This is a genomic window from Tsukamurella pulmonis (assembly GCF_900103175.1).
Classification (GTDB): domain Bacteria; phylum Actinomycetota; class Actinomycetes; order Mycobacteriales; family Mycobacteriaceae; genus Tsukamurella; species Tsukamurella pulmonis.
The window spans coordinates 1,986,052-2,005,935 of the sequence record NZ_FNLF01000002.1 but is presented as its reverse complement, the minus strand read 5'-3'; the positions used below and the strand labels follow the sequence as shown (position 1 = coordinate 2,005,935).

Here is a 19,884-nt window from a genome sequence, read left to right as displayed (position 1 = left end):
CCAATCGAACCCATCATGGCCGCACGGTATCGAGCCGTCCCGCGTCCCGACCTCCCCCGAACGGGTGAGATCGCTCAGTCGACCTGGATCTCCGGCCGGCCGCTGGGGATCGTGACGACGGCGCGCCGGTGCAGCCCGAGTCCGCGGCTCGCGATGGAGTCCGCGACGCGGAACTCCGCCCGCCACTCCTGCGGCGTGAGGCGGTTGAGCATGTAGCCGCGCTGGGCGTTCCCGAACTTCACGTGCGGCGACGCCGCCTTGATCGCCTTGTCCGCGTCGTCGCTGTCCTTGCCGTCCTTGCCCGAGGCGATCGAGGTGCCCGCGAGCTCGACGCCCACCGTGGTTGCATCCGCGGTGTAGGTGGACTTGAGCTCGGAGACCACGTTGCGGTGGATGTCGCCGACGACCGACACCAGGTTCGGCACCCGGCGCTGCACGGCACCGTCGAGGATCCGCGCCCGGGAGGCCTCGTAACCGCTCCATCCGTCCATCGAGACGGTGCGCCGGCCGTCCGTGTTCCGGGCGAGGTCGGCGATCGTGGTCTGGTGCGCCAGGACGTTCCAGTGCGCACCGCCGGCAGCGAGACCGTCGAGGATCCACTTCTCCTGCGCCGCACCGGTGATGGTGCGCGACGGATCGGCGGTGGCGGCGTCCTGGGGGCTGCTCTTGTCGTCGTTGGCCTGATCGCTGCGGTACTGCCGGGTGTCGAGGACGCTGAACCGGGCGAGGTCGCCGTAGGAGAAGCGCCGGTACATGCGCAGATCGGGGCCGTTCGGCCGCAGCGCCGCCCGGACGGGCATGTTCTCCCACCACGCCTTGAAAGCCGCGGCGCGGCGGACGATGAACTCCTCGGGCGACTGCCCCTTTTCGGGGATGCCCGCGGCCCAGTTGTTCTCGACCTCATGGTCGTCGTAGGCGCAGATGAAGGGCGCGGCGCGATGCGCGGCCTGAAGATCGGGATCGAGCTTGTAGAGCGCGTAGCGGTCCCGGTAGTCGGCGAGAGTGGTCATCTCGCGCCAGGCCGATGCCGGGACGTCGGTCGTGGGACGACGGACGGTGGCCGGCTTGATCTCGTACTCGTAGACGTAGTCGCCGAGGTGGAAGACCACGTCGGGCGCGTGCGCCGCCAGGTCGGCGAAGGCGTTGAAGTAGCCGTCGGTCCACGCCTGGCAGGAGACGGCGGCGAAGGTCATCTCGGAGACCCGGGCCCCGGGAGCCGGCGCCGTGCGGGTCCGGCCGATCGGCGAGAGGTCGCTGCCGCAGCGGAATCGGTAGAAGTAGTCGGTCGCCGGACGCAGGCCGCGTACGTCGATGTGCACGCTGTGCCCGTCCTCCGGCACGGCGGCACTGCTCCCCCGCTGGACGACGGAGCGGAATCCCCGGTCGGCCGCGATCTCCCACTGCACCGGGACGGGCGCGTTCGGCATCCCACCGCCGGGCTGCAACGGACGGCGGGCCAGTCGGGTCCACAACACCACCCCGTCCGGAAGCGGATCGCCCGAGGCGACGCCCAGCGTGAACGGATCCCCCGTGCCCGGTTCCGCACCTGCGAACGCCGGCCGCATCAGCTGGGGCGCGGCGGCGACGCCGCCCACCAAACCCATCCAGGTCATGAACCTGCGCCGGGTGGTGCCGGCGGTCACGGTCTTGTCGGGCAGGACACGGAAGGAGGCTGAGGTGTCGGGCATGGGTACTTGTGTTACCGAAGGGAGGTGGCCGCCCCCTCACCGCGAAGTGTCCCGCGTCACCCTTCGACGTGAACCCGCCGTGAATGCGATCCGGAATCGGCCGGGATGCACACCGGCCGCGATCGTGAGACATTCGAAGGATGACGAGGCGAGCAGTGGTGACGGGTGGCGGCACGGGCATCGGACGCGCGATCGCGCACCGTCTGGCGTCCGACGGGAACGACGTCGTGATCGTGGGACGGCGCGGCGACGTTCTCGAGCGGGCGGCCACCGAGATCGACGCGGCCGTGCAGATCGCGAGGGTATCCGTCGAGATCGCCGACCTCACCGACACCGGCGAGGTCGACGCCCTCGCCGGACGGATCGCAGCGGGCGGCACGGTCGACGTCCTGGTCAACAACGTCGGCGGCAACCCCGCACTGCCGCAGGAGAACTCGGCCCAGATCGCCGCCGCCTACGCGGAGGTCTTCCGACTCAACGTGATCACGGCGGTGACCGTCACGAACGCCCTGGCACCGCACCTCACCCGCCCGGGCGCGCGCATCGTCTCGATCAGTTCCATCGCCGGCCTGCGCGGACCGGGTGCGTACGGTGCCGCCAAGGCCGCCGTCCACGCATGGTCCTCGGGGCTGGCCACCGAGATGGCACCCGAGGGAGTCACCGTGAACGTGGTAGCCCCGGGATTCGTGCCCGCCACGGAGTTCTGGACCGACCGGCTGACGGACGAACTGGCGACGAGTCGGATCGCGCAGATCCCCGCCGGGCGCCCCGGGACCCCCGACGAAGTCGCGGCGGCGGTCGCCTACCTAGCCGCTCCGGACGCGGGCTGGACGACCGGACAGATCCTGCAGGTGAACGGCGGAACGCTGCTCGGGCGCGGGTGACGAGCGCTCGCCGCCTGCGCCACCGCCGTCTCCATGCGCGTTGGTGATGCGGCGGACGCATCACCGGACGCGCATCGGACCAGGTGGGCGCGGGTATGCGCTGGGCGCATCGCTCCCCGGCAACGCGAACGGCCCGCTCCCGGAGATCCGGGAGCGGGCCGCTGGCGTGGAGGTTCTTAGCGACGCAGGCCGAGACGCTCGATGAGCGAACGGTAGCGGTTGATGTCGACCGAGGCGACGTACTTCAGCAGGCGGCGACGACGGCCGACGAGCAGCAGCAGGCCGCGGCGGCTGTGGTGATCGTGCTTGTGCTGCTTGAGGTGCTCGGTGAGGTCGGTGATGCGCTTGGTCAGCATCGCGACCTGCGCCTCGGGCGAGCCGGTGTCGGTCTCGTGCAGGCCGTACTCGGCCAGGATCGACTTCTTCTGCTCAGTGGTGAGCGACATGGATTGCTCCTTGTTTCAGTATCGCGTCGTCAGAATTCCGTGCCGCCACCGCGAACTGCAGCAGGCACGAGAGGCCACGTTACCAGGCGTCAGGCGATTCCCAGAATCGCGCGCGTCCGGTCGACGTCGCCACCCATCGCCTCGAGCAGCGCCTCCACCGACTCGAAACGCTCCATCCCGCGGACGCGATCGACGAAGTCCACGGCGACGTGCTGGCCGTAGAGATCGGCCGAGGTGTCCAGGACGAACGCCTCGACGGTGCGGGTGCGCCCGGAGAACGTCGGATTGCTTCCCACGGACACCGCCGCCGGGTACCGCTCGCCGGGCGTGACCTGGCCGACCACCGGCCCGGGGCCGAGAACCGTGAACCAGGCCGCGTAGACGCCGTCGGCGGGGATCGCCGCGAACATCGGCGGGGCCACGTTCGCGGTCGGGAAACCGAGTTCGCGCCCGCGACCGTCGCCGCGCACGACGACACCCTCGACGCGATGCGGACGCCCGAGAGCCTCGGCGGCGGCCTTGACGTCGCCCGCGTCGACGCAGGAACGGATGTAGGTCGACGAGTAGGTGACCGCGTGCTCGGTGAGCAGCGGCACGGAATCGACGGAGAAGCCGAACTTCTGGCCCAACTGCGCCAGCATCTCCACGTTGCCGAGAGCGCGGTAGCCGAAGGTGAAGTTGTCGCCGACCACCACTGCGGCGGCGTGCAGCCTCTCGACCAACACGGAGTGCACGAAGTCCTCGGCCGGCTGCGCCATCACCGTGGCGGTGAAGGGCATGACGCAGAACACGTCGATGCCCAGCTCCTCCGCCAGCTCCGCACGCCGCGTCAGCGTCGTGAGCTGCGGTGGATGCGATCCGGGCCGCACCACCTCAGCGGGGTGCGGATCGAACGTCATCAGTACGGCCGGGAGCCCACGTTCATGGGCCTCCGCGGTCGCTCGTGCGATCAATTGGGCGTGTCCACGGTGTACACCGTCGAACACGCCGATCGTCACTACACAGCGTCCCCAGTCCGCGGGAACGTCATCGAGCCCTCGCCAGCGAAGCACGCACTCACCCTATCGGACGGCATATGGTGGGTGCGTGACTAAGCCTCCCCTGCCCGATTCGCCGCGCCCCGTCGGCGAGCTGTCCGCGGTCACGCAGGACTACCTCAAGCAGATCTGGACCGCCCAGGAGTGGTCCGATGTCAAGGTCACCACCAAGTCGCTGGCCGACGCGCTCGGCGTCTCCGCCTCCACCGCCTCCGAGGCCATCCGCAAGCTCGCCGACCAGGGGCTGGTGGACCATGAGAAGTACGGCGCGGTCACGCTCACCGACGACGGCCGCGCCGCCGCGACGGCGATGGTGCGCCGCCACCGGCTGCTCGAGACCTTCCTCGTCTCCGAGCTCGGCTACGGCTGGGACGAGGTGCACGACGAGGCCGAGATCCTCGAGCACGCCGTCTCCGAGCGCTTCCTCGTGCGGCTCGACGAGCGCCTCGGCCACCCGCTGCGTGACCCGCACGGCGACCCGATCCCCCAGCCGGACGGCACGGTGCCGACACCGGACGCCTGCCTGCTCTCCGAGCTCGAGGCCGGGCAGTGCGGCACCGTCGCCCGGATCTCCGATTCCGACCCCGAGATGCTGCGCTACTTCCAGGAGGTCGGCATCGCCCCCGACGCGCGGATCGTGGTCGTGGAGTTGCGCAAGTTCCTGGGAACCATCGCCGTCACCGTCGACGACGGTGCGCCGCTCGACCTGGGCGACGTGGCCGCACAGGCGATCTGGGTCCGCAGCTGAGTGCACCGCCTCACAGGTGCTTGAGCGCCTCGCGTCGCGAGAGCCCGCTGAGCCGATTCTCGTGGGCCGTCACATAGGCGCGCACCCAGTCCGGATCGGTCTTGGCGTGCTCGCGCAGCGCCCAGCCGATCGCCTTGCGCAGGAAGAACTCCGACTCGGACAGCGCCGGCTCGATCACCTCCGCCAGGAGTGCGGTGTCGAGCCGGTCCTTGCGGCCGAGCTGGGCGAGGATCGCCAGCCGTCGCAACCACAGGTCCTCGCCGCGACTCCAGGCGCGGACGACGGCCGCGGTGTCCTCGGGATGCGCATCGAGCAGGGCCGCGATGTGCCGGGCGGTCTCGTCGACGTGATCCCACCAGGCCCCGGTAACCGCGATGTGTTCGTGCAGCGGGAGGAGTGCCGGCTCACCCCGGCCGAGCCGGTGGCGGAGCAGGTTCTGCGCGGCGTAACGCTCCTCGCGGAACTCGGCCTCGTCCCACAGGGCGAGCACGGCGGCGCGCAATCCGTCGAGATCGGCGGGCGGGTGCGTCCGAAGCGCGGTCGACGTGATGCTGCGCACCGCCGCCGCGGGCACGCCGAGGAAGGGCATCGCGGATTTCATGTACGCCTGCATCGCCGGCGCCCGCTCGGCATCGGCGGCCGCGCGCAGGTCGGTGCGGATCCGGTCGACCAGCTTCACCTCGTCATCACGCGCGCGATGCTACTCGCGAGGGCGTCGACGACCGTGGGAATGCTGAGCACGGTGCCCCAGGTCCAGGCGCCCGACACCACCGGATCATCGATGAACACGGATCGTCCCGCACGCACCGCCGGCACCGTGCGATAGATCGGCAGCCCCTCGATCTCGGTGCGCACCGCGGGGGTGCTGCCGATGTTCCACACCAGCACGTCCTGATCGAGCCGGGACATGTTCTCGTCCGGAAGACTCACGCCGTCGTTGCCACCCGAGTCGTTGCCGGCGACCTCGGCGACGGTGAAGCCGAGTGCGCTCAGGAGCCGTGAGCGGGGATCACCCGGGGAGCGCACGAAGGTCGCTCCGGGCTCGAACCGTTCGACGACGACCGCCGTTCGCCCGGCGAACTCGGGGTGTGCCGCTCGTGCCGCCGAGAGCCGCTCGTTCACAGCAGTGATCGCACGCTCGGCCGCCTCCCGCCGCCCGAGGGCATCGCCCGCGAGCCGGGTCGCGGCATCCCACGGCGCGGTGAACTCCTTGTAGCCCGGGGGCGGCCCGACGGTGGGCGCGATCCGCGAAAGCCGCTCGTACTGATCGGGATTCATCTCGGTGTAGAGACCCAGAATCAGATCCGGGCGCAGCGCGGCGATCTCCTCGTAGCGGTAGTCGGGGGTCCCGGTGAACTTCCCCTTGTTCAACACGGCGGGCCGCTGATCCCCCAATTGCGCCTGCGCCCACGGCCAGGTGGCGAACTCGTAGTCGCCGTACCAATCGGTCACCCCGACGAGACGCCCACCGAGCGCGAGAACGGGGTCCTGATCGCTGAAGCCGACCGCGACGATGCGCCGCGGATCGTCGGGCACCGCGGTACTCCCCCGCAGATGGTCGACGGTGCGCCGCCCGGACTCGACCACCGAACCCCCGCCCGCGCCGCACGCTGCCGCCAGACCGGCCGCACCGAGCAGTCCCGCGCCACGGAACAGGGCGCGACGGGTGGGCGAGACTACGGCACTCATTATTCTCCTAAGGCTTGGCTAACCTAGTGAATCACAGTCGTCGTCAGCGCACGGCGCTACTGTTGGCGCCGCGCCAGCGCAGCGGCGCCTCCTCGTACTCCTCGGCGATGTGCGCCGCCATCCCGACGGTGCGCCCGTATTGGAAGAGCACCTCTGTGGCGCGCTCCGGCAGCCCCAGCGCGTGCGCGACCGCGGCGCCCGCCAGATCGATGTTCACCGCCCGGCCGACGCGGTCCGCGAGCGCCGAGACCGCCCGCAGAGCAGGGGCATCGGGCCGGTCCTGGCGAATCATCCCCAGGACGACGGTGGCCCGCGGATCCTCGCCCGTGTAGACGATGTGTCCGAACCCCGACAGGTGCCCACCCCAGGAGGCGTCGGCGATCGCCGCGTCCACGTCGCCGCCCGCGAGCACCCGCCCGAGCATCGCGTAGGCCGCGGCCGGCGCACCGCCGTGCAGCACCCCCGCCATCGCCCCGTACCCCGCGAGCAGTGCGTCGTACAGACCCGCCCGCGCCGACGCCGCGACCCGGGCGGCAGTCGTGGACGCCGCGAGCCCGTTGTCGATGAGGCAGGTCGCGAGCGCGTCGACCCAGGGGTGCTCGAGATGGACCTCGGGGACGAGCTCGGCGAGCACCGGCAACAGTCCGAGAGCCCGTTCTGCCACCTGGGAACGGTCCGCCCGCAACGGGTCCTGCGCCGCGAGCAGCGCGACGGCGAGCGGGATCCTGCGCTCCAGCGCTACGGCCCGCGCCGCGCCGAGATCGACGACGGGCGGCGCCTCCGCGGTCCGCGCCTCGAGGGCGAAACGCGCGGCGGCGGCGAAGTCCATCTCCGCGCACACCTGCGCGATCGGTCGGCCGCGCAGGGAGAGCGCGTCCCCGCGGAGCGCGGAGACGCGCGTGGTCACGGCTCGGAAGCGCAGCAGGCGGTCCGCTTCGCGGCGGCCGTCGTGTTTCGCGGCGGCGAGCGAGTCGACCTGCGTGCGATCGAAGAGCGACTCGGCCTGGCCGGGCATGCGCTGCGAATGCAGCACGCCCCGGCTCACGTACGAGTACAGCGTCCCGCGCTTGACCCCGAGGCGCTCGGCCGCTTCCGAGGTCGTGATCCATCTGTCCACGACCTTGATTCAATCAACATTGCGGATGTTGATCAACATCGCCCAGACTCGGGCCATGACCACACCGCTCATCGCCCCGGCGGGGCTCAAGAACGTCATCGTGACCGACACCGAACTCGGCGATGTCCGAGGCGAAGAGGGCTACTTCCACTACCGCGGCCACGACGCCACAGCCCTGGCCAGGGACGTCGACTTCGAGGACGCCTGGCACCTCGTGCTGTTCGGTGCACTCCCCCGGCCCGACGAGGCCGCCGCCTTCCGACGACGGGTGGGCGCTCTCCGCGAGCTCGACGGACGCACCGTCGACCTGCTGCGGGCGACCGTTCGACCCGGGACCGAGCCCATGCACGCCCTCCGCGTCGCGCTCGCGGCGCTCGGCCTGGGTGAGCGGCCGCTCATGGACCTGCCGGAGGACGAACGTACGGCGGCCGCACTGCGGTACGCCGCGCTGACGCCGACGATCCTGGCGGCGGCACACCGTCTGGCCCGCGGAGAGGCGCCCGTGGACGCCGACCCCGCTGCCGGCCACGCCGCCGACTACCTGCGCATGGCGACGGGGAACGTCGCACCGGACGACGCCGCGGCACTGCAGACCTACCTCGTCGCCACCATCGATCACGGTTTCAACGCTTCGACGTTCGCGGGGCGGGTGATCGCGTCGACCGGCTCGGACATGGCGTCGTGCCTGCTCGGCGCCCTGGGCGCCTTCCTCGGTCCACTGCACGGCGGTGCGCCGAGCCGCGCACTGGCCGCGCTCGACGAGATCGGAGACCCGAGCAACACCCGGGACTGGGTGCGCGACAAGATCGCCCGGGACGAGCGGATCATGGGCTTCGGGCACGCCGTCTACCGCACGCACGATCCGCGCTCGGAGCTGCTCAAGGGCGTGGCCCGCCGCTACGACTCGGTGCTGGTCCGCCAGGCGCTGCAAGTGGAGTCGGAGATCGAGACCGCGATCAACGAGCTCAAGCCGGGTCGGCGGCTGTACGCGAACGTCGAGTACTACGCAGGGGTGGTGATGAGCGAGGTGGGACTGCCGCCGTCCATGTTCACGCCCACCTTCGGCACGGCACGCGTCGTCGGGTGGACGGCCAACGTCCTCGAGCAGGTCGCGCAGGGAAAAATCATCCGCCCGTCCGCGCGCTACACCGGCCGAATTTTGCAGTAGCATCATCGCGTGACCACACAGTCGAACTCCGGCCGGTACCGCTTCGGGGACCGGATCATCGAGCTCCGCACGTCCCGTCTCTCCGACGGACGCTCCTGGCGGCGCACCAATCTCGAGCACGAGGAGCGGCTCCGGCCCGCCTTCGGCAGCCCCAGCTCGGATTGGGACGCCGAGCATTCGGCCACCGCATGGGCGCAGAAGTGGCTGGCGGACCGGTCCGGCGTAGGGATCCCCCTCTCTCGCCTCATCCTCCTCGAGGAGGGCGACACCGATCGCGTCGTCGGTCAGCAGGCCTACGCCGGCCCGGATCCGCGCACCGGCCACGCCGAATCGTCGACGTGGATCGCCGGCCTCGACGATTCGAGCAAGGTCGCGGTATGGCTCTGCGCGATGAACATGCTCGAGCTGTTCCGGCTGCATCCGCAGGTGACGTGGGCCACTGCGCCGCTCGCCGTGACGAACGCGCCCGCCATCGCGCTGGCGAAGGCGGTCAACCTCACCTGGATCAACGACATGCGCGGCTTCCGCGAGTACAGCGGCGTCCCCATCGATCACACGCTGTACGCGGGGCCCAACACCCCCGAGTACAAGGACCACCTCGAGAAGCTCGTGGCCTCGCTCGGTGTGGAACGCGTGGCACCGCGCCGCGCGGCCGCCCCGTCGCCCGAGGCGCTGCTCGGTCTGGCCCGCGCGGGCGTGCGCCGCGCCCGCGCCCGCCGCGGGGCGGGGGCGTCCTCGGGCGCGGCAGCCGTACTCCTGCCCGCGGCCACGACCGAGGACGGTCACGCCATCGCGTTCGTCCCCGGGCCCGACCAGCGCTACACGGTGACCGCCGACGGCACGCGGATCGGTCAGGTGCAGATCACGGTCGACCCGGGCACTTCGACGACGGAGCTCATCGAGTGGCTGCGTCCGGACGCACCCAAGGAGATCGCGACCGCGGCCACCGTCGCGGCCTGCCGCGTCCTGGCGGAGCGCCAGAACACCAGGCGACTGACGGTGGCGCTGGCCGATCGGCACGCGGGCGCACGCGACCCGCTCATCGGGATCGACTTCGTCTCCGAGGGACAGACCCTGCCGACGATCGGCGACGCCGACTCGCCTCGCGAGATGTTCACCCGCTACCGGGAGCAGTGACGCCCCGTCACGCCGAGGGGCGGACCACGAACACCGAGCTCGCGCGCTTGCCGCTCTCCTGCAGCAGCGCGAAGGCCCGCCCGTCCGCGGTGACGGCGGCGTAGACGCCCGGCATGCCGACGGGATCGAGCCACCGGCCGAGTGCCAGATCCACGGCCTGCTCGTCGGTGATCGTCCGCGTGGCGAAGCCCGCGGCGATCGCCTCGTCGATCCCGTAGGACAGGCGCGGCGTCTCGAAGAGGTCGTCGAGGGTGATCGCGTGGTCGAGTCCGTACGGGCCGACACGGGTGCGCCGCAGCGCGGTGAGGTGTCCGCCCACGCCGAGCGCGGCGCCCAGATCGCGGGCCAGCGCCCGCACGTAGGTGCCCGACGAGCACTCGACGCTCACGTCGACGTCGAGGTACTCGCCGTCGCGCCGGAACGCGTGCGCCGCGAACTCGTCGACGGTGACCGGGCGGGACTTGAGCTGTACCTCCGCACCCTCGCGCACCAACTGGTGGGCGCGCTTACCGTCGACCTTGATGGCACTGACGGTGGACGGGACCTGTTCGATCGCCCCGGTGAGCGGCGTCATCGCGGTGCGCACGTCCTGCTCCGTGACCGCGGCGGCCGAAGCGCCGCCGGTGATCTCGCCCTCGGCGTCGTCGGTCGACGTGGACGCCCCCAGCCGCACGGTGGCGGAGTAGGCCTTGGTGGTCAGGGCGAGGTGGCCGAGCAGCTTGGTCGCGCGCTCGATACCGATGACCAGCACACCGGTCGCCATGGGATCGAGAGTGCCCGCGTGGCCCACCTTGCGGGTGCCCATCGCGCGCCGGCAGCGCGCGACGACGTCGTGGCTGGTCAAGCCCGCCGGTTTGTCGACGATGACCAGGCCGGCGCCGTCGGGTTCGAGGAATCCTCTCGCCGAGGTCATCTCAGACCACCGCGATCGAGGTGACGATGAGGCCGTCGGTGATCCGCCACCGGCCGTCGAAGGACGCGACGGGGGCGCCGCCGTCGGTCGCCCGCCCGTCGATGAGGATCCGCGAGTGGAAGAGTCCCTCGGCGGCGTCGTCGGTGCGGTCGGTGACCTCGAAGGTGATCTCGGCGTCCTCGAAGCCCAACCAGCGGCCCGTGATCGGGTTCCACGCCTTGTAGGTGGCCTCCTTGGCGCAGAACAGCAGCCGGTCCCAGTGCAGTCCGTCGTCGGGGCGCGAGGCGAGCACCTCGCGCTCGGACTCGACGGAGACGGTGGGCAGCACCTTGTCGGGCAGCGCGAGGTGCGGCTCCGCGTCGATCCCGACGGTGCGCACACCCATCCGGTAGCCGACGACGGCCCCGCGGTAGCCGTCGCAGTGGGTCAGCGCACCGACCACGTTGCGGGGCCAGTCCACGCCGCCGCCCTCGCCCTTGACGAGCACGGCGTCGCCGATGCCCAACTCGCCCAGCGCCTCCCGGGCCAGATGACGCACCGTCGCGTACTCGGCCTGCCGCTTGGGCACGGCCTTGGCGATCTGCGCGGCCTCGCGCGGGTGCAGCGGCGCCTCGACGTCGCCGTGGGCCTCGCGGGCGATGACGCCGCGCGGCAGCATGGACTGCAGGATCACTGCTCCCCCTCCTTCGCCCGCGCCGCCCGGCGCTCGGCGATGCGTTCCCGTGCGGCGGTGCGACGGTCGCTCAGCCGTTCCTGGGCCGCGGCCCGCTCGGCGGCGAACTTCTCCGGATCGTCCCGGTACTCGGGGTCCACCTCGAAGTGCACGCCGTAGTGCCCGAGCGACTCCGGGGTGTACTCCGGCGCGGGCAGGATCCGCCGCAGAAGCGGATCGGGCAGGCCGCGCTTGTTCCACTCCCGCGGATAGCCGACCGAGACCTCCTCGAAGCGCACGCCGTCGTACCAGGTGGTGCGTGGGATGTGCAGGTGGCCGTACACCGCGGCCTCGGCGTTGTACCGCACGTGCCAGTCACGGGTCTCCGTCGTTCCGCACCAGAGAGCGAAATCCGGGTAGAACAGCACGTCGGTCGGTTCGCGCCGCAACGGCCAGTGGTTGACCAACACGGTGCGCGTGCCCGCCGGCAGCGCCGCGAGCCGGCGACGCGTGTACTCGAGGCGGGCGCGGCACCAGGCGTCGCGCGTGGCGTACGGCTCCGGGGAGAGCAGGAACTCGTCGGTGGCGACGACGCTCTTCTCCTTCGCGCGCGCGAGGGCCTGCAGCGCGGTCAGTCCCTCGTCGCGGAAGCTGTAGTCGTAGAGCAGGAACATCGGGACGATCGTGACGGGCCCCGCCTGCGCGTCCTCGAAGACCGGGAACGGGTCCTCGGGCGTGAGCACGCCGTGGTGCCGGCAGATCTCGACCAGGTGGTCGTAGCGGGTCTCACCGAAGACCTGCATGGGGTCCTTGGAGGTGGTGTAGAGCTCGTGGTTGCCCGGCACCCAGATCACCGTCGCGAACCGCGGCGCGAGGGCGGAGAGCACCTCGTCGAGCTGGTCGGTCCGCTCACACAGATCACCGGCGAGGATGAGCCAGTCGTCGGGGGCGGCGGGTCGGATGAGATCGACGATCCCCTCGTTCCCCCGATGACCCACGTGCAGGTCACTGATCGCCCAGAGATTCGCCACCCCTCCACGCTACCGGCCCCGGGCGGTCGCCGGGCGCGCCGGGCGGGCGCCGCGATCATTAGGCAAGGTAACCCTAACTGCACCTGCTAGCGTCTACCGCCATGACCATCGCATCGCGCCCGAACCGCCGTCGATTCCTCGCCGTCACGCTCGCCGTGGCGACCGCCGCCACGCTCGCCGCGTGCGGATCCGGCGACTCCGAGGCCGGCCCGTCGGACACCCGTGTCGTCCGGCACGCGATGGGCGAGACCTCGGTCCCCGTCGACCCCAAGCGGGTCGTGGTGATCGACTCGCCGCACCTGGACGCCCTGGTGGCGCTCGGGATCACGCCCGTCGGCGCCACGGTCTCCTCGGCGAACGACGGCTTCCCGGGGTACCTGCGCGACAAGCTGAGCGGCACGGTCTCCGTCGGATCGACCACCTCCCCCACCATCGAGGAGATCGCCGCACTGCGCCCCGACCTCATCATCGGCTCGAAGGTGCGCCACGAGAAGATGTACGCGCAGCTCTCGGGCATCGCGCCGACCGTCTTCTCCGTGGACACGGGCACCAATTGGAAGGAGCAGGCGAACATCACCGCGTCGGCGGTCAACCGCACCGCGGAGATGGACACCAAGCTCGCCGAGCTCGACGCCCGCGCCACCGCGGTCGGCAAGCAGGTGGGCGCCCCCGGCACCACCCTCTCGATCGTGCGGTTCCGCGCCAACGGCTTCCGCCTCTACGGGCCCGAGACCTTCTCCGGCAGCGTCATCGCCTCGATGGGATTCAGCCTGCCGCAGAAGGCGTGGGGCCAGTACTCGATGATCGAGACCTCGCTGGAGAACTTCGCCGAGATCGACGGCGACACCGTGTTCTACACCGAGGGCGCCAACGCCGCCGCGACGGCGAAGACGGTGACCGGCCGATGGGGAGCGCTCCCCGCCGTGGCCGCCGGTCGCGCGTTCGCGGTCGAGGACGAGACCTGGATGGTCGGGATCGGGGTGCTCGGCGCCGGCCGCATCATCGACGACGTGCAGCGCCTCGTGAAGCCCAAGCCCTGACCCGCTCCGGTGGGCGGTCCGCACGGACCGCCCACCGCGACGTCGGCGGCTCAGTAATGTCGGGTGCGATGACTCCCACGACCGATGCCCAGCTCGCGCCGTACCCGCGCAAACCGCCCGTCCTGTGGACCGATTGGGCGATGGTCGTACTGGCCTTCGTCTCCGTCGGGCTGATCGTGTGGATCACCTTCTTCGACGTCTCCGAGACCACCCGTACCACCGTGCTCATCGCCGACGCGGTGATCTGCGTCGTGTTCGCCGTGGAGTTCCTCTACCGCTGGCGGCAGGTGGGCTGGCACCGGCGGTTCCTTCTGGTGAACTGGTACGAGCTGCTCGGCATGGTCCCGGCCATCATCGTCCCGAGCCCGGCGCCGCGACTGTTCCGCCTCATCCGGATCGCCGTCGCCCTCGCCCGCCTCGCCCGTGCCATCGACCGGCTCTACGGCGACCGGATCACCGCTGCCGTGGTCAACCGCGCCACCGACACCGTCGTCGACGCGGTCAAGCGGCCGATCACGATCGCCGTACTCGACGAGGTCGCCGCCGTGCTCAAGGCGGGCCACTACACCAAGAACATCGCCGCGGCGCTCGAGGAGAACAAGCCCGAGATGACGGGCATGATCCTCGAGACGATCAAGAACGATCCGCAGACCAAGCGGGTCAAGTACATCCCCTTCCACGACGAGATCATCCAGCTCATCGTGGACACCACCTTCCGCATGGTGCTGCAGGTGCTCGCCGACGAGCGCACCGACGAGTTGGTCTCGGACATGCTGCGCGAGAACATCGACCAGATCCGCGACACCGTCAAGCGCAAGGAGGAGGCGGCCGCGCGCCCCGGCACGGGCAACACCGTCGTGACATCACCGCCGGCCTCGTAACCCGACCGTTACGGCGGGGTCATCGGCTCTGAACCCGCCGCCAGCACGATTCCCTGCAGTCCCGCCGCACGGCCGGGACCGGAAGGAATCCTTCGTGACCGCACTGCAACCCGCGCAGGCCGACGGCGCCCCGTCCGCCGCCCGCCGCGACGCCGCCTCCCGCGAGACGCTCGAGGACTACACCCTGCGGTTCGCGCCGCGCAGTTACCGCAAGTGGGGGCCCGCCGTCGTGGCGACCTCCGCGCTCGGCGGCATCGCCTACCTCGCCGACTTCGCGATCGGCGCGAACATCGGCATCGCCGGCGGCACCGGCAACGCGCTGCTCGGCATCGGCTTCTTCGCCCTGGTCATCATGGCCACGGGACTGCCCCTCGCCTACTACGCCGCCCGGTACAACATCGACCTCGACCTGATCACCCGCGGCAGCGGCTTCGGCTACTACGGGTCGGTGCTCACCAACGTGATCTTCGCGTCGTTCACGTTCATCTTCTTCGCCCTCGAGGGCGCGATCATGGCGCAGGGGCTCAAGCTCGGCCTCGGCATCCCGCTGCCCGTCGGCTACTTCGTCAGCTCGGTGATGGTGATCCCGCTGGTCATCTACGGCATGAACACCCTCGCGAAGCTGCAGGTGTGGACCACGCCGATCTGGTTGATCATGATGGTGCTGCCGTTCGCATACCTGCTCATCAGCCACCCGTCCGCGATCGGCGACTTCTTCGCGTACTCGGGCACCGACATCGTGCGCGACGACGCCGGGAACGTGCTCTCCGCGACGTCCGCCGGGCACGGCGTCAGTCTCGCCGGCACCATGCTGGCCGCCGGCGTATGCCTCTCGCTCATCGCCCAGATCGCCGAGCAGATCGACTACCTGCGATTCATGCCGCCCAAGACCGCCGAGAATCGGCGCGCCTGGTGGACCGCGATGCTCACCGCCGGACCGGGCTGGGTCGTCTTCGGCGCCATCAAGCAGGTCGTCGGGCTGTTCCTGGCGGTGTACCTGATCGCGCAGACCGCGGACAACGCCGGCATCGCCAATGAGCCCGTGCACCAGTTCGTGGAGATCTACTCCGACTTCCTCCCGGGCTGGCTCGCCATCACGCTCGCCGTGATCCTCGTGGTGATCAGCCAGATCAAGATCAACGTCACCAACGCCTACTCCGGCTCGCTCGCCTGGACGAACGCCTTCACCCGCGTCACGAGCACCTACCCCGGACGCCTGGTCTTCGTGGTGCTCAACGTCGCGATCGCCCTGGTGCTCATGGAGGCCGACATGTTCAGCTTCCTCAACTCGATCCTCGGCTTCTACGCCAACCTGGGCATCGCCTGGATCGTGGCCGTCGCCAGCGACATCGCCATCAACAAGTACCTGCTGAAGATCTCGCCCAAGGATCCTGAGTTCCGCCGCGGCATGCTCTACAACGTCAATCCGGTCGGCGTCGTCACCTTGATCGTCGCCGGTGGTCTGTCCATCGCCGCGTTCTTCGGACTGCTCGGCTCGGGCCTGCAGCCGTACTCGCCGCTCGTCGCGCTGGTCCTCGCCCTCGTACTGCCGCCGGTACTGGCCGTGGCCACCCGCGGCAAGTACTACCTGCGCCGCGGCGACGACGGCATCGACCTGCCGATGTTCGACGAGGACGGCAACCCGTCGGGCGAGAAGCTGCTGTGCTGCGTGACCGGCATCGAGTTCGAGCGCCCGGACATGCTGGCCTCCGCGGTGCCCGGCCCCGACGGCGCGAAGCAGTACATCAGTTCCCTGGCCCTCTCGACCGACAAGTCGGGCGAGCACATCCTGCCCGCCGATCCGCCGGTGCGGTAGGGATCGTCAGGACGCCGACGGTGCGCCGACCTCCCCGGTCGGTGCGCCGTCGTCGTCGCGCAGGCGCAGATGCATCAGGATCTCGGCGTGCCCCTGCAGGAACGCCTTCTCGTCGAGCTTCTTGCGGCGCATCCACCCGGTGACCTCCGCGTTGCACTTGCTCGCATTGCACGAACGGCACGCGGGTACCACATTGTCCCGGGTGTAGCGGCCGCCGCGGGAGATCGGAAGGACGCAGTCCTTCTGGAAGGGGCCCTCTCCCCCGCAGTACGCGCACGCGCCCCACAGCCGCAGCAACTCCTCCCACTGCGCGCCGGTCAGATCGTTGTCGGCGGCGGCCACGCGCCGGGCGCGGCGGCGGGCGATCCTGGCCTTGCGGGTCCGCGCGGGCGGCGTCGACTTCGGGGGCACGCGCCCACGGTACTCACCGCAAGCGGTACCGATTCGGTAGTTCCCCCTCGGGAACCGGACGAAAGGAATACGGTCCACTCATGCCTACCTATGAATTCCGCTGCAGCGGTTGCGGACCCTTCGACGCGGTGTTCAGCATGCGCGAGGTCCCCGCGACGACGCCGTGCCGGTGCGGCGCCCCGGCGCGTCGCGGCATCTCCGCTCCCCGGCTGGGCACCGGCGCGACCGGCGCGATGCGTCTGCTCGACGCCACCAAGGCCACCGCGGAGCGGCCCGCCGTCGTCTCGGGACCGCCCGGCCGGAGCGGGGGCGGCGGCGCACCGTCGGACCCCCGGCACGCGCGCCTGCCCCGCCCCTAGACCACCGAAGACCGTCCACTGAAGAAAGGCCCGCTCCATGCCCGAAGTCGTCTTTCCGCTCGACTCCAGTAAGAAGTTCACCGATCAGGAGAAGATCGGCCACAACCGGTGGCACTACGCCATTCCGCCGGCCGTCACCGTCAAGCCCGGCGACACGTTCCGGGTGCACTGCCGCGAGTGGTTCGACGGTGCCATTCACAACGACGACTCCGCCGAGGACATCCTCAACGCCCCGCTGACGACGGTGCACACGCTGTCCGGGCCGATCGCGGTGGAGGGCGCCAAGCCGGGCGACCTGCTGATCGTGGACATCGTGGACGTGGGCCCGATCCCGCAGGAGGACAGCGGTCCGCTCGCCGGGCAGGGCTGGGGCTACACGGGCATCTTCGCCAAGGACAACGGCGGCGGCTTCCTCACCGAGCAGTTCCCCGACGCCTACAAGGCCGTCTGGGACTTCACGGGCCACACCGCCACGTCGCGGCACGTGCCGCACGTGAGCTTCACCGGCATCATCCACCCGGGCCTGATGGGAACGGCACCGTCGAAGGACCTGCTCGCCCGGTGGAACGCCCGCGAGGCCGCGCTGATCGCGACCGACCCCGATCGCGTTCCGCCGCTGGCGCTGCCGCCCGAGCCGAACGACGCCATCCTCGGCTCCCTGACCGGTGACGCCTTCACCGCGGCCGCCGCGGAGGGCGCCCGCACGGCGCCGCCGCGCGAGAACGGCGGCAACCAGGACATCAAGAACCTCACCCGCGGCACCCGCGTGTTCTACCCGGTGTTCGTGGACGGGGCGAACCTGTCGGTGGGCGACCTGCACTTCAGCCAGGGCGACGGCGAGATCACCTTCTGCGGCGCGATCGAGATGGGCGGTTTCATCGATCTGCACGTCGACATCATCTCGGGCGGCATGGAGACCTACGGCGTCAGCGAGAACGCGATCTTCCTGCCCGGCGGCGACGTGGGTCCGCGCTACGAGCAGTTCCTCGCCTTCTCCGGCACGTCGGTCACGCTCGACGACGAACAGCGCTACCTGGACAGCCATCTCGCCTACCAGCGGGCGTGCCTGCACGCGATCGACTACCTGACCAAGTTCGGCTACAGCCCGGAGCAGGCGTACCTGCTGCTCGGCGCCGCGCCGATCGAGGGCCGCCTCTCGGGCGTGGTCGACATCCCGAACTCCTGTGCCACGGTGTACATTCCGACGTCGATCTTCGACTTCGACGTCACCCCCGGCAAGGACGGACCGGTGCGGATCGATCCGGGTCAGGGGGCCCCGCGCGCCTCGCGCTGATCTCCGCCCGACCCCGGCCCCGGGAGCGCGGCCACGGCGAACTCGCCGAGCTGCCGCCGCGCCCCGGGGCCGAGGCGTACCGTGGCCCGGCCCGCGATGTCGTCCACCAGATCGCGCGCCCGGTCCAGGTAGGCGATCCGCTCGGCCTCGGTGGCGGCGCCGACGGCGTGCCGGAGCAGTCTCACGGCGCGATCGAGATCGGCGGCGTCGGGTGCCGTGAGCCGTGCGTGGCCGGTCCGGCGGCCGTGGTCCTCGCACACCGCCCACCGTCGCGCGGTCTCGGTGACCGCGCGGTGGTATTGCTGCGCGTGCTCGGTTCCCGTCGGACCCGACTCCGTGCGCAGGGCTTGTGCCCGGCCGAGGGCGTCGTGGAAATCGGCCGTCGGCTGTTCGGTGACGTCGGAGACGGCCGGGTACGCCAGGATCACCGCGGGGTCGCTCTCGTACGGCAGATACGCGCCCAGGACCCGATCGTGTTCCGCGGTGGCCGCGCGCCACAGCAGCTCTGCGGGCGACGGCCCCGGGGACGGGCGCGGCGCGCGGCGCCACCACGATCGCGTGCGTCGCGGGACCGGTGGCGCCGCCGGCGCCCCGACCCGCAGCCCGGGCGGCGGACGGCGGTAGCCCCGCGCGGGCCGGTTCTCGACGATCCGCGCCCCCGCGGAGGGATCGCCGGCGAGGTGTGCGCGGCAGCGCTCCACGGACAGCACGCGCACCCGGTCGGCGGCGTGCGACGGCACCGCGGGGACGACCCGCACCGTGAGCGAGCCCCGCGCCGGCCCGTTCACCACGGTGACCCGATGCAGTGTGCACCCGGCCCCGACCGCCACGGAGGCGTAGCTGACGCCCTCGCGCGCGACGACGGCCACGACGTCGCCGACGGTGATCGTCTCGTCGTCGGAGGCGTCGAGCCGCAGCGCGGTTCCGCCCCCGGCGACCGGCTGCGGAGCACCGCGCGGGGCCCACGTCGTTCGATCCGGGTGATCGCGGCGAAGGCGGCGAGGACGGGGACCGTATGCGCGGTACCGATCATGGTGTTCGGGAGGTGATCGAGCGCGCGCTCGACGGTCGCCGGGCGGTACGACAGCCCGGCGGCGACCGGACCGATCGCCTCGAGCCGCGCCCGTAGCGCCGGCGCGTCCACTCCCGCCGCGACGCTCACCTCGGCGATGCGATGGACCTCGTGCACGCTCAGCTGCCCCAGGCGCAGCGCGAGCGCCCACTGCAGCTCCGACATCCGCTCCCCCGGCTCCTCCGCCGGGAAGACGCCGCGGTCCCCGGCACTCACCGCCTCGAGCAGGGCGGCCACCGTCGGCGCCGGGCACAGCGACTCCACCGCGGACGGCCGTGAGGGGTCGACCCCGTCGATCGCGTCGCGCGTGTCGAGCAGGACCGCCGTGGTGGGGCGGTCCATGTCGAGCACCACCGGCAGTACCGTTCCGGCGGCGACGCCCTCCCGGCTCGCGCAGTCGGCGACGGGGCGCAGCCCCCGCCGTCCCGGGACCCACACCTGATCCGGACCGTCGGACGGGTCCGAGATCCGCAGGTAGCCGCGGGTCAGCACGCTCGCCCG

General features: G+C 71.0%; 21 protein-coding genes. 9 read left to right on the top strand and 12 right to left on the bottom strand.

The genetic code is table 11. From position 1 onward, the window contains the following. Positions 1 to 74: 74 nt before the first annotated feature. Complete coding sequence (locus BLQ62_RS09875) at positions 75 to 1,688, bottom strand: alkaline phosphatase D family protein (RefSeq protein WP_068565671.1); 1,614 nt, start codon at positions 1,686 to 1,688, stop codon at positions 75 to 77. 140 nt (positions 1,689 to 1,828) lie between these two features. Between BLQ62_RS09875 and BLQ62_RS09870 the strand changes: the two genes are divergently transcribed. Then, a complete protein-coding gene (locus tag BLQ62_RS09870) occupies positions 1,829 to 2,572 on the top strand; it encodes an SDR family NAD(P)-dependent oxidoreductase (protein WP_068565673.1) in 744 nt (247 codons plus the stop codon). A 176-nt stretch (positions 2,573 to 2,748) separates the two neighbouring features. On the opposite strand, the gene rpsO is transcribed toward BLQ62_RS09870, so the two are convergent. Together rpsO and BLQ62_RS09860 are read right to left on the bottom strand one after the other, a co-directional pair. Beyond that, on the bottom strand, positions 2,749 to 3,018 hold the full coding sequence (gene rpsO, locus BLQ62_RS09865) for a 30S ribosomal protein S15 (protein WP_068535417.1): 270 nt from the start codon (positions 3,016 to 3,018) through the stop codon (positions 2,749 to 2,751). 89 nt (positions 3,019 to 3,107) lie between these two features. Beyond that, entirely contained in the window at positions 3,108 to 4,070 is a 963-nt protein-coding gene (locus BLQ62_RS09860) for a bifunctional riboflavin kinase/FAD synthetase (protein ID WP_068565675.1), read from the bottom strand. Between the two features lie 34 nt (positions 4,071 to 4,104). Here BLQ62_RS09860 and BLQ62_RS09855 point away from each other — a divergent pair, with 34 nt between their 5' ends. Then, positions 4,105 to 4,803, top strand: coding sequence for a metal-dependent transcriptional regulator (locus BLQ62_RS09855; RefSeq protein WP_068535421.1), 699 nt, complete (start codon positions 4,105 to 4,107; stop codon positions 4,801 to 4,803). Between the two features lie 10 nt (positions 4,804 to 4,813). On the opposite strand, the gene BLQ62_RS09850 is transcribed toward BLQ62_RS09855, so the two are convergent. From BLQ62_RS09850 to BLQ62_RS09840, 3 genes are read right to left on the bottom strand one after another with little or no spacing between them, the layout of a single operon-like run. Further along, positions 4,814 to 5,482, bottom strand: coding sequence for a DNA alkylation repair protein (locus BLQ62_RS09850; protein ID WP_068565677.1), 669 nt, complete (start codon positions 5,480 to 5,482; stop codon positions 4,814 to 4,816). Next, the gene (locus BLQ62_RS09845) at positions 5,479 to 6,492 is read right to left on the bottom strand and encodes an iron-siderophore ABC transporter substrate-binding protein (protein ID WP_068565679.1); all 1,014 of its coding nucleotides are present in this window, start codon (positions 6,490 to 6,492) and stop codon (positions 5,479 to 5,481) included. The genes BLQ62_RS09850 and BLQ62_RS09845 overlap by 4 nt, the downstream gene beginning before the upstream one ends. Positions 6,493 to 6,535: 43 nt before the next feature. After that, the gene (locus BLQ62_RS09840; RefSeq protein ID WP_068535427.1) at positions 6,536 to 7,609 is read right to left on the bottom strand and encodes a citrate/2-methylcitrate synthase; all 1,074 of its coding nucleotides are present in this window, start codon (positions 7,607 to 7,609) and stop codon (positions 6,536 to 6,538) included. A 55-nt stretch (positions 7,610 to 7,664) separates the two neighbouring features. On the opposite strand from BLQ62_RS09840, the gene BLQ62_RS09835 reads away from it, so the two are divergent. After that, a complete protein-coding gene (locus BLQ62_RS09835; RefSeq protein WP_068566302.1) occupies positions 7,665 to 8,777 on the top strand; it encodes a citrate/2-methylcitrate synthase in 1,113 nt (370 codons plus the stop codon). Positions 8,778 to 8,786: 9 nt separating this feature from the next. Then, positions 8,787 to 9,914 (top strand): GNAT family N-acetyltransferase, encoded by a 1,128-nt coding sequence (locus BLQ62_RS09830; RefSeq protein ID WP_068535429.1) that lies wholly within the window; start codon positions 8,787 to 8,789, stop codon positions 9,912 to 9,914. Positions 9,915 to 9,921: 7 nt separating this feature from the next. Here the strand turns inward: BLQ62_RS09830 and truB are convergent, their stop codons facing one another. From truB to BLQ62_RS09815, 3 genes are read right to left on the bottom strand one after another with little or no spacing between them, the layout of a single operon-like run. Continuing rightward, positions 9,922 to 10,827 (bottom strand): tRNA pseudouridine(55) synthase TruB, encoded by a 906-nt coding sequence (gene truB / locus BLQ62_RS09825; RefSeq protein ID WP_068535432.1) that lies wholly within the window; start codon positions 10,825 to 10,827, stop codon positions 9,922 to 9,924. A gap of 1 nt (position 10,828) precedes the next feature. After that, positions 10,829 to 11,497, bottom strand: a complete 669-nt coding sequence (locus BLQ62_RS09820; RefSeq protein ID WP_068566305.1) for a 4'-phosphopantetheinyl transferase family protein — start codon at positions 11,495 to 11,497, stop codon at positions 10,829 to 10,831. Continuing rightward, on the bottom strand, positions 11,497 to 12,510 hold the full coding sequence (locus tag BLQ62_RS09815) for a metallophosphoesterase family protein (RefSeq protein WP_068535433.1): 1,014 nt from the start codon (positions 12,508 to 12,510) through the stop codon (positions 11,497 to 11,499). Before BLQ62_RS09815 ends, BLQ62_RS09820 begins: the two co-directional genes overlap by 1 nt. Positions 12,511 to 12,611: 101 nt before the next feature. Between BLQ62_RS09815 and BLQ62_RS09810 the strand changes: the two genes are divergently transcribed. The 3 genes from BLQ62_RS09810 (at position 12,612) to BLQ62_RS09800 (ending at position 16,247) form a co-directional block, all read left to right on the top strand. Next, positions 12,612 to 13,550, top strand: coding sequence for an ABC transporter substrate-binding protein (locus BLQ62_RS09810; RefSeq protein ID WP_115391370.1), 939 nt, complete (start codon positions 12,612 to 12,614; stop codon positions 13,548 to 13,550). A gap of 68 nt (positions 13,551 to 13,618) precedes the next feature. Further along, complete coding sequence (locus BLQ62_RS09805; protein ID WP_068535942.1) at positions 13,619 to 14,431, top strand: ion transporter; 813 nt, start codon at positions 13,619 to 13,621, stop codon at positions 14,429 to 14,431. 94 nt (positions 14,432 to 14,525) lie between these two features. Further along, positions 14,526 to 16,247, top strand: a complete 1,722-nt coding sequence (locus BLQ62_RS09800; protein ID WP_068565681.1) for a purine-cytosine permease family protein — start codon at positions 14,526 to 14,528, stop codon at positions 16,245 to 16,247. Between the two features lie 6 nt (positions 16,248 to 16,253). Here the strand turns inward: BLQ62_RS09800 and BLQ62_RS09795 are convergent, their stop codons facing one another. Next, positions 16,254 to 16,658 (bottom strand): HNH endonuclease, encoded by a 405-nt coding sequence (locus BLQ62_RS09795; RefSeq protein WP_068565682.1) that lies wholly within the window; start codon positions 16,656 to 16,658, stop codon positions 16,254 to 16,256. Between the two features lie 80 nt (positions 16,659 to 16,738). Here BLQ62_RS09795 and BLQ62_RS09790 point away from each other — a divergent pair, with 80 nt between their 5' ends. Both BLQ62_RS09790 and fmdA read left to right on the top strand, forming a co-directional pair. Beyond that, the gene (locus BLQ62_RS09790; RefSeq protein WP_068535438.1) at positions 16,739 to 17,017 is read left to right on the top strand and encodes an FmdB family zinc ribbon protein; all 279 of its coding nucleotides are present in this window, start codon (positions 16,739 to 16,741) and stop codon (positions 17,015 to 17,017) included. Between the two features lie 37 nt (positions 17,018 to 17,054). Beyond that, positions 17,055 to 18,311 carry a formamidase gene (fmdA, locus tag BLQ62_RS09785; RefSeq protein WP_068535439.1) on the top strand — a complete coding sequence of 419 codons (1,257 nt, stop codon included), beginning with the start codon at positions 17,055 to 17,057 and terminating at the stop codon, positions 18,309 to 18,311. On the opposite strand, the gene BLQ62_RS09780 is transcribed toward fmdA, so the two are convergent. Next, positions 18,284 to 19,180 (bottom strand): hypothetical protein, encoded by an 897-nt coding sequence (locus BLQ62_RS09780; protein ID WP_068565684.1) that lies wholly within the window; start codon positions 19,178 to 19,180, stop codon positions 18,284 to 18,286. The genes fmdA and BLQ62_RS09780 overlap by 28 nt on opposite strands. Next, entirely contained in the window at positions 19,096 to 19,875 is a 780-nt protein-coding gene (locus BLQ62_RS09775; protein WP_068565686.1) for a hypothetical protein, read from the bottom strand. Before BLQ62_RS09775 ends, BLQ62_RS09780 begins: the two co-directional genes overlap by 85 nt. Between the last annotated feature and the right edge of the window lie 9 nt (positions 19,876 to 19,884).

Excerpts from the sequence above, each read along its gene's own strand:
- BLQ62_RS09875 (WP_068565671.1), bottom strand. The coding sequence starts at position 1,688 with ATGCCCGACACCTCAGCCTCCTTCCGTGTCCTGCCCGACAAGACCGTG.
- BLQ62_RS09870 (WP_068565673.1), top strand. The coding sequence starts at position 1,829 with ATGACGAGGCGAGCAGTGGTGACGGGTGGCGGCACGGGCATCGGACGC.
- rpsO (WP_068535417.1), bottom strand. The coding sequence starts at position 3,018 with ATGTCGCTCACCACTGAGCAGAAGAAGTCGATCCTGGCCGAGTACGGC.
- BLQ62_RS09845 (WP_068565679.1), bottom strand. The coding sequence starts at position 6,492 with ATGAGTGCCGTAGTCTCGCCCACCCGTCGCGCCCTGTTCCGTGGCGCG.
- BLQ62_RS09835 (WP_068566302.1), top strand. The coding sequence starts at position 7,665 with ATGACCACACCGCTCATCGCCCCGGCGGGGCTCAAGAACGTCATCGTG.
- truB (WP_068535432.1), bottom strand. The coding sequence starts at position 10,827 with ATGACCTCGGCGAGAGGATTCCTCGAACCCGACGGCGCCGGCCTGGTC.
- BLQ62_RS09810 (WP_115391370.1), top strand. The coding sequence starts at position 12,612 with ATGACCATCGCATCGCGCCCGAACCGCCGTCGATTCCTCGCCGTCACG.
- BLQ62_RS09805 (WP_068535942.1), top strand. The coding sequence starts at position 13,619 with ATGACTCCCACGACCGATGCCCAGCTCGCGCCGTACCCGCGCAAACCG.
- BLQ62_RS09790 (WP_068535438.1), top strand. The coding sequence starts at position 16,739 with ATGCCTACCTATGAATTCCGCTGCAGCGGTTGCGGACCCTTCGACGCG.
- fmdA (WP_068535439.1), top strand. The coding sequence starts at position 17,055 with ATGCCCGAAGTCGTCTTTCCGCTCGACTCCAGTAAGAAGTTCACCGAT.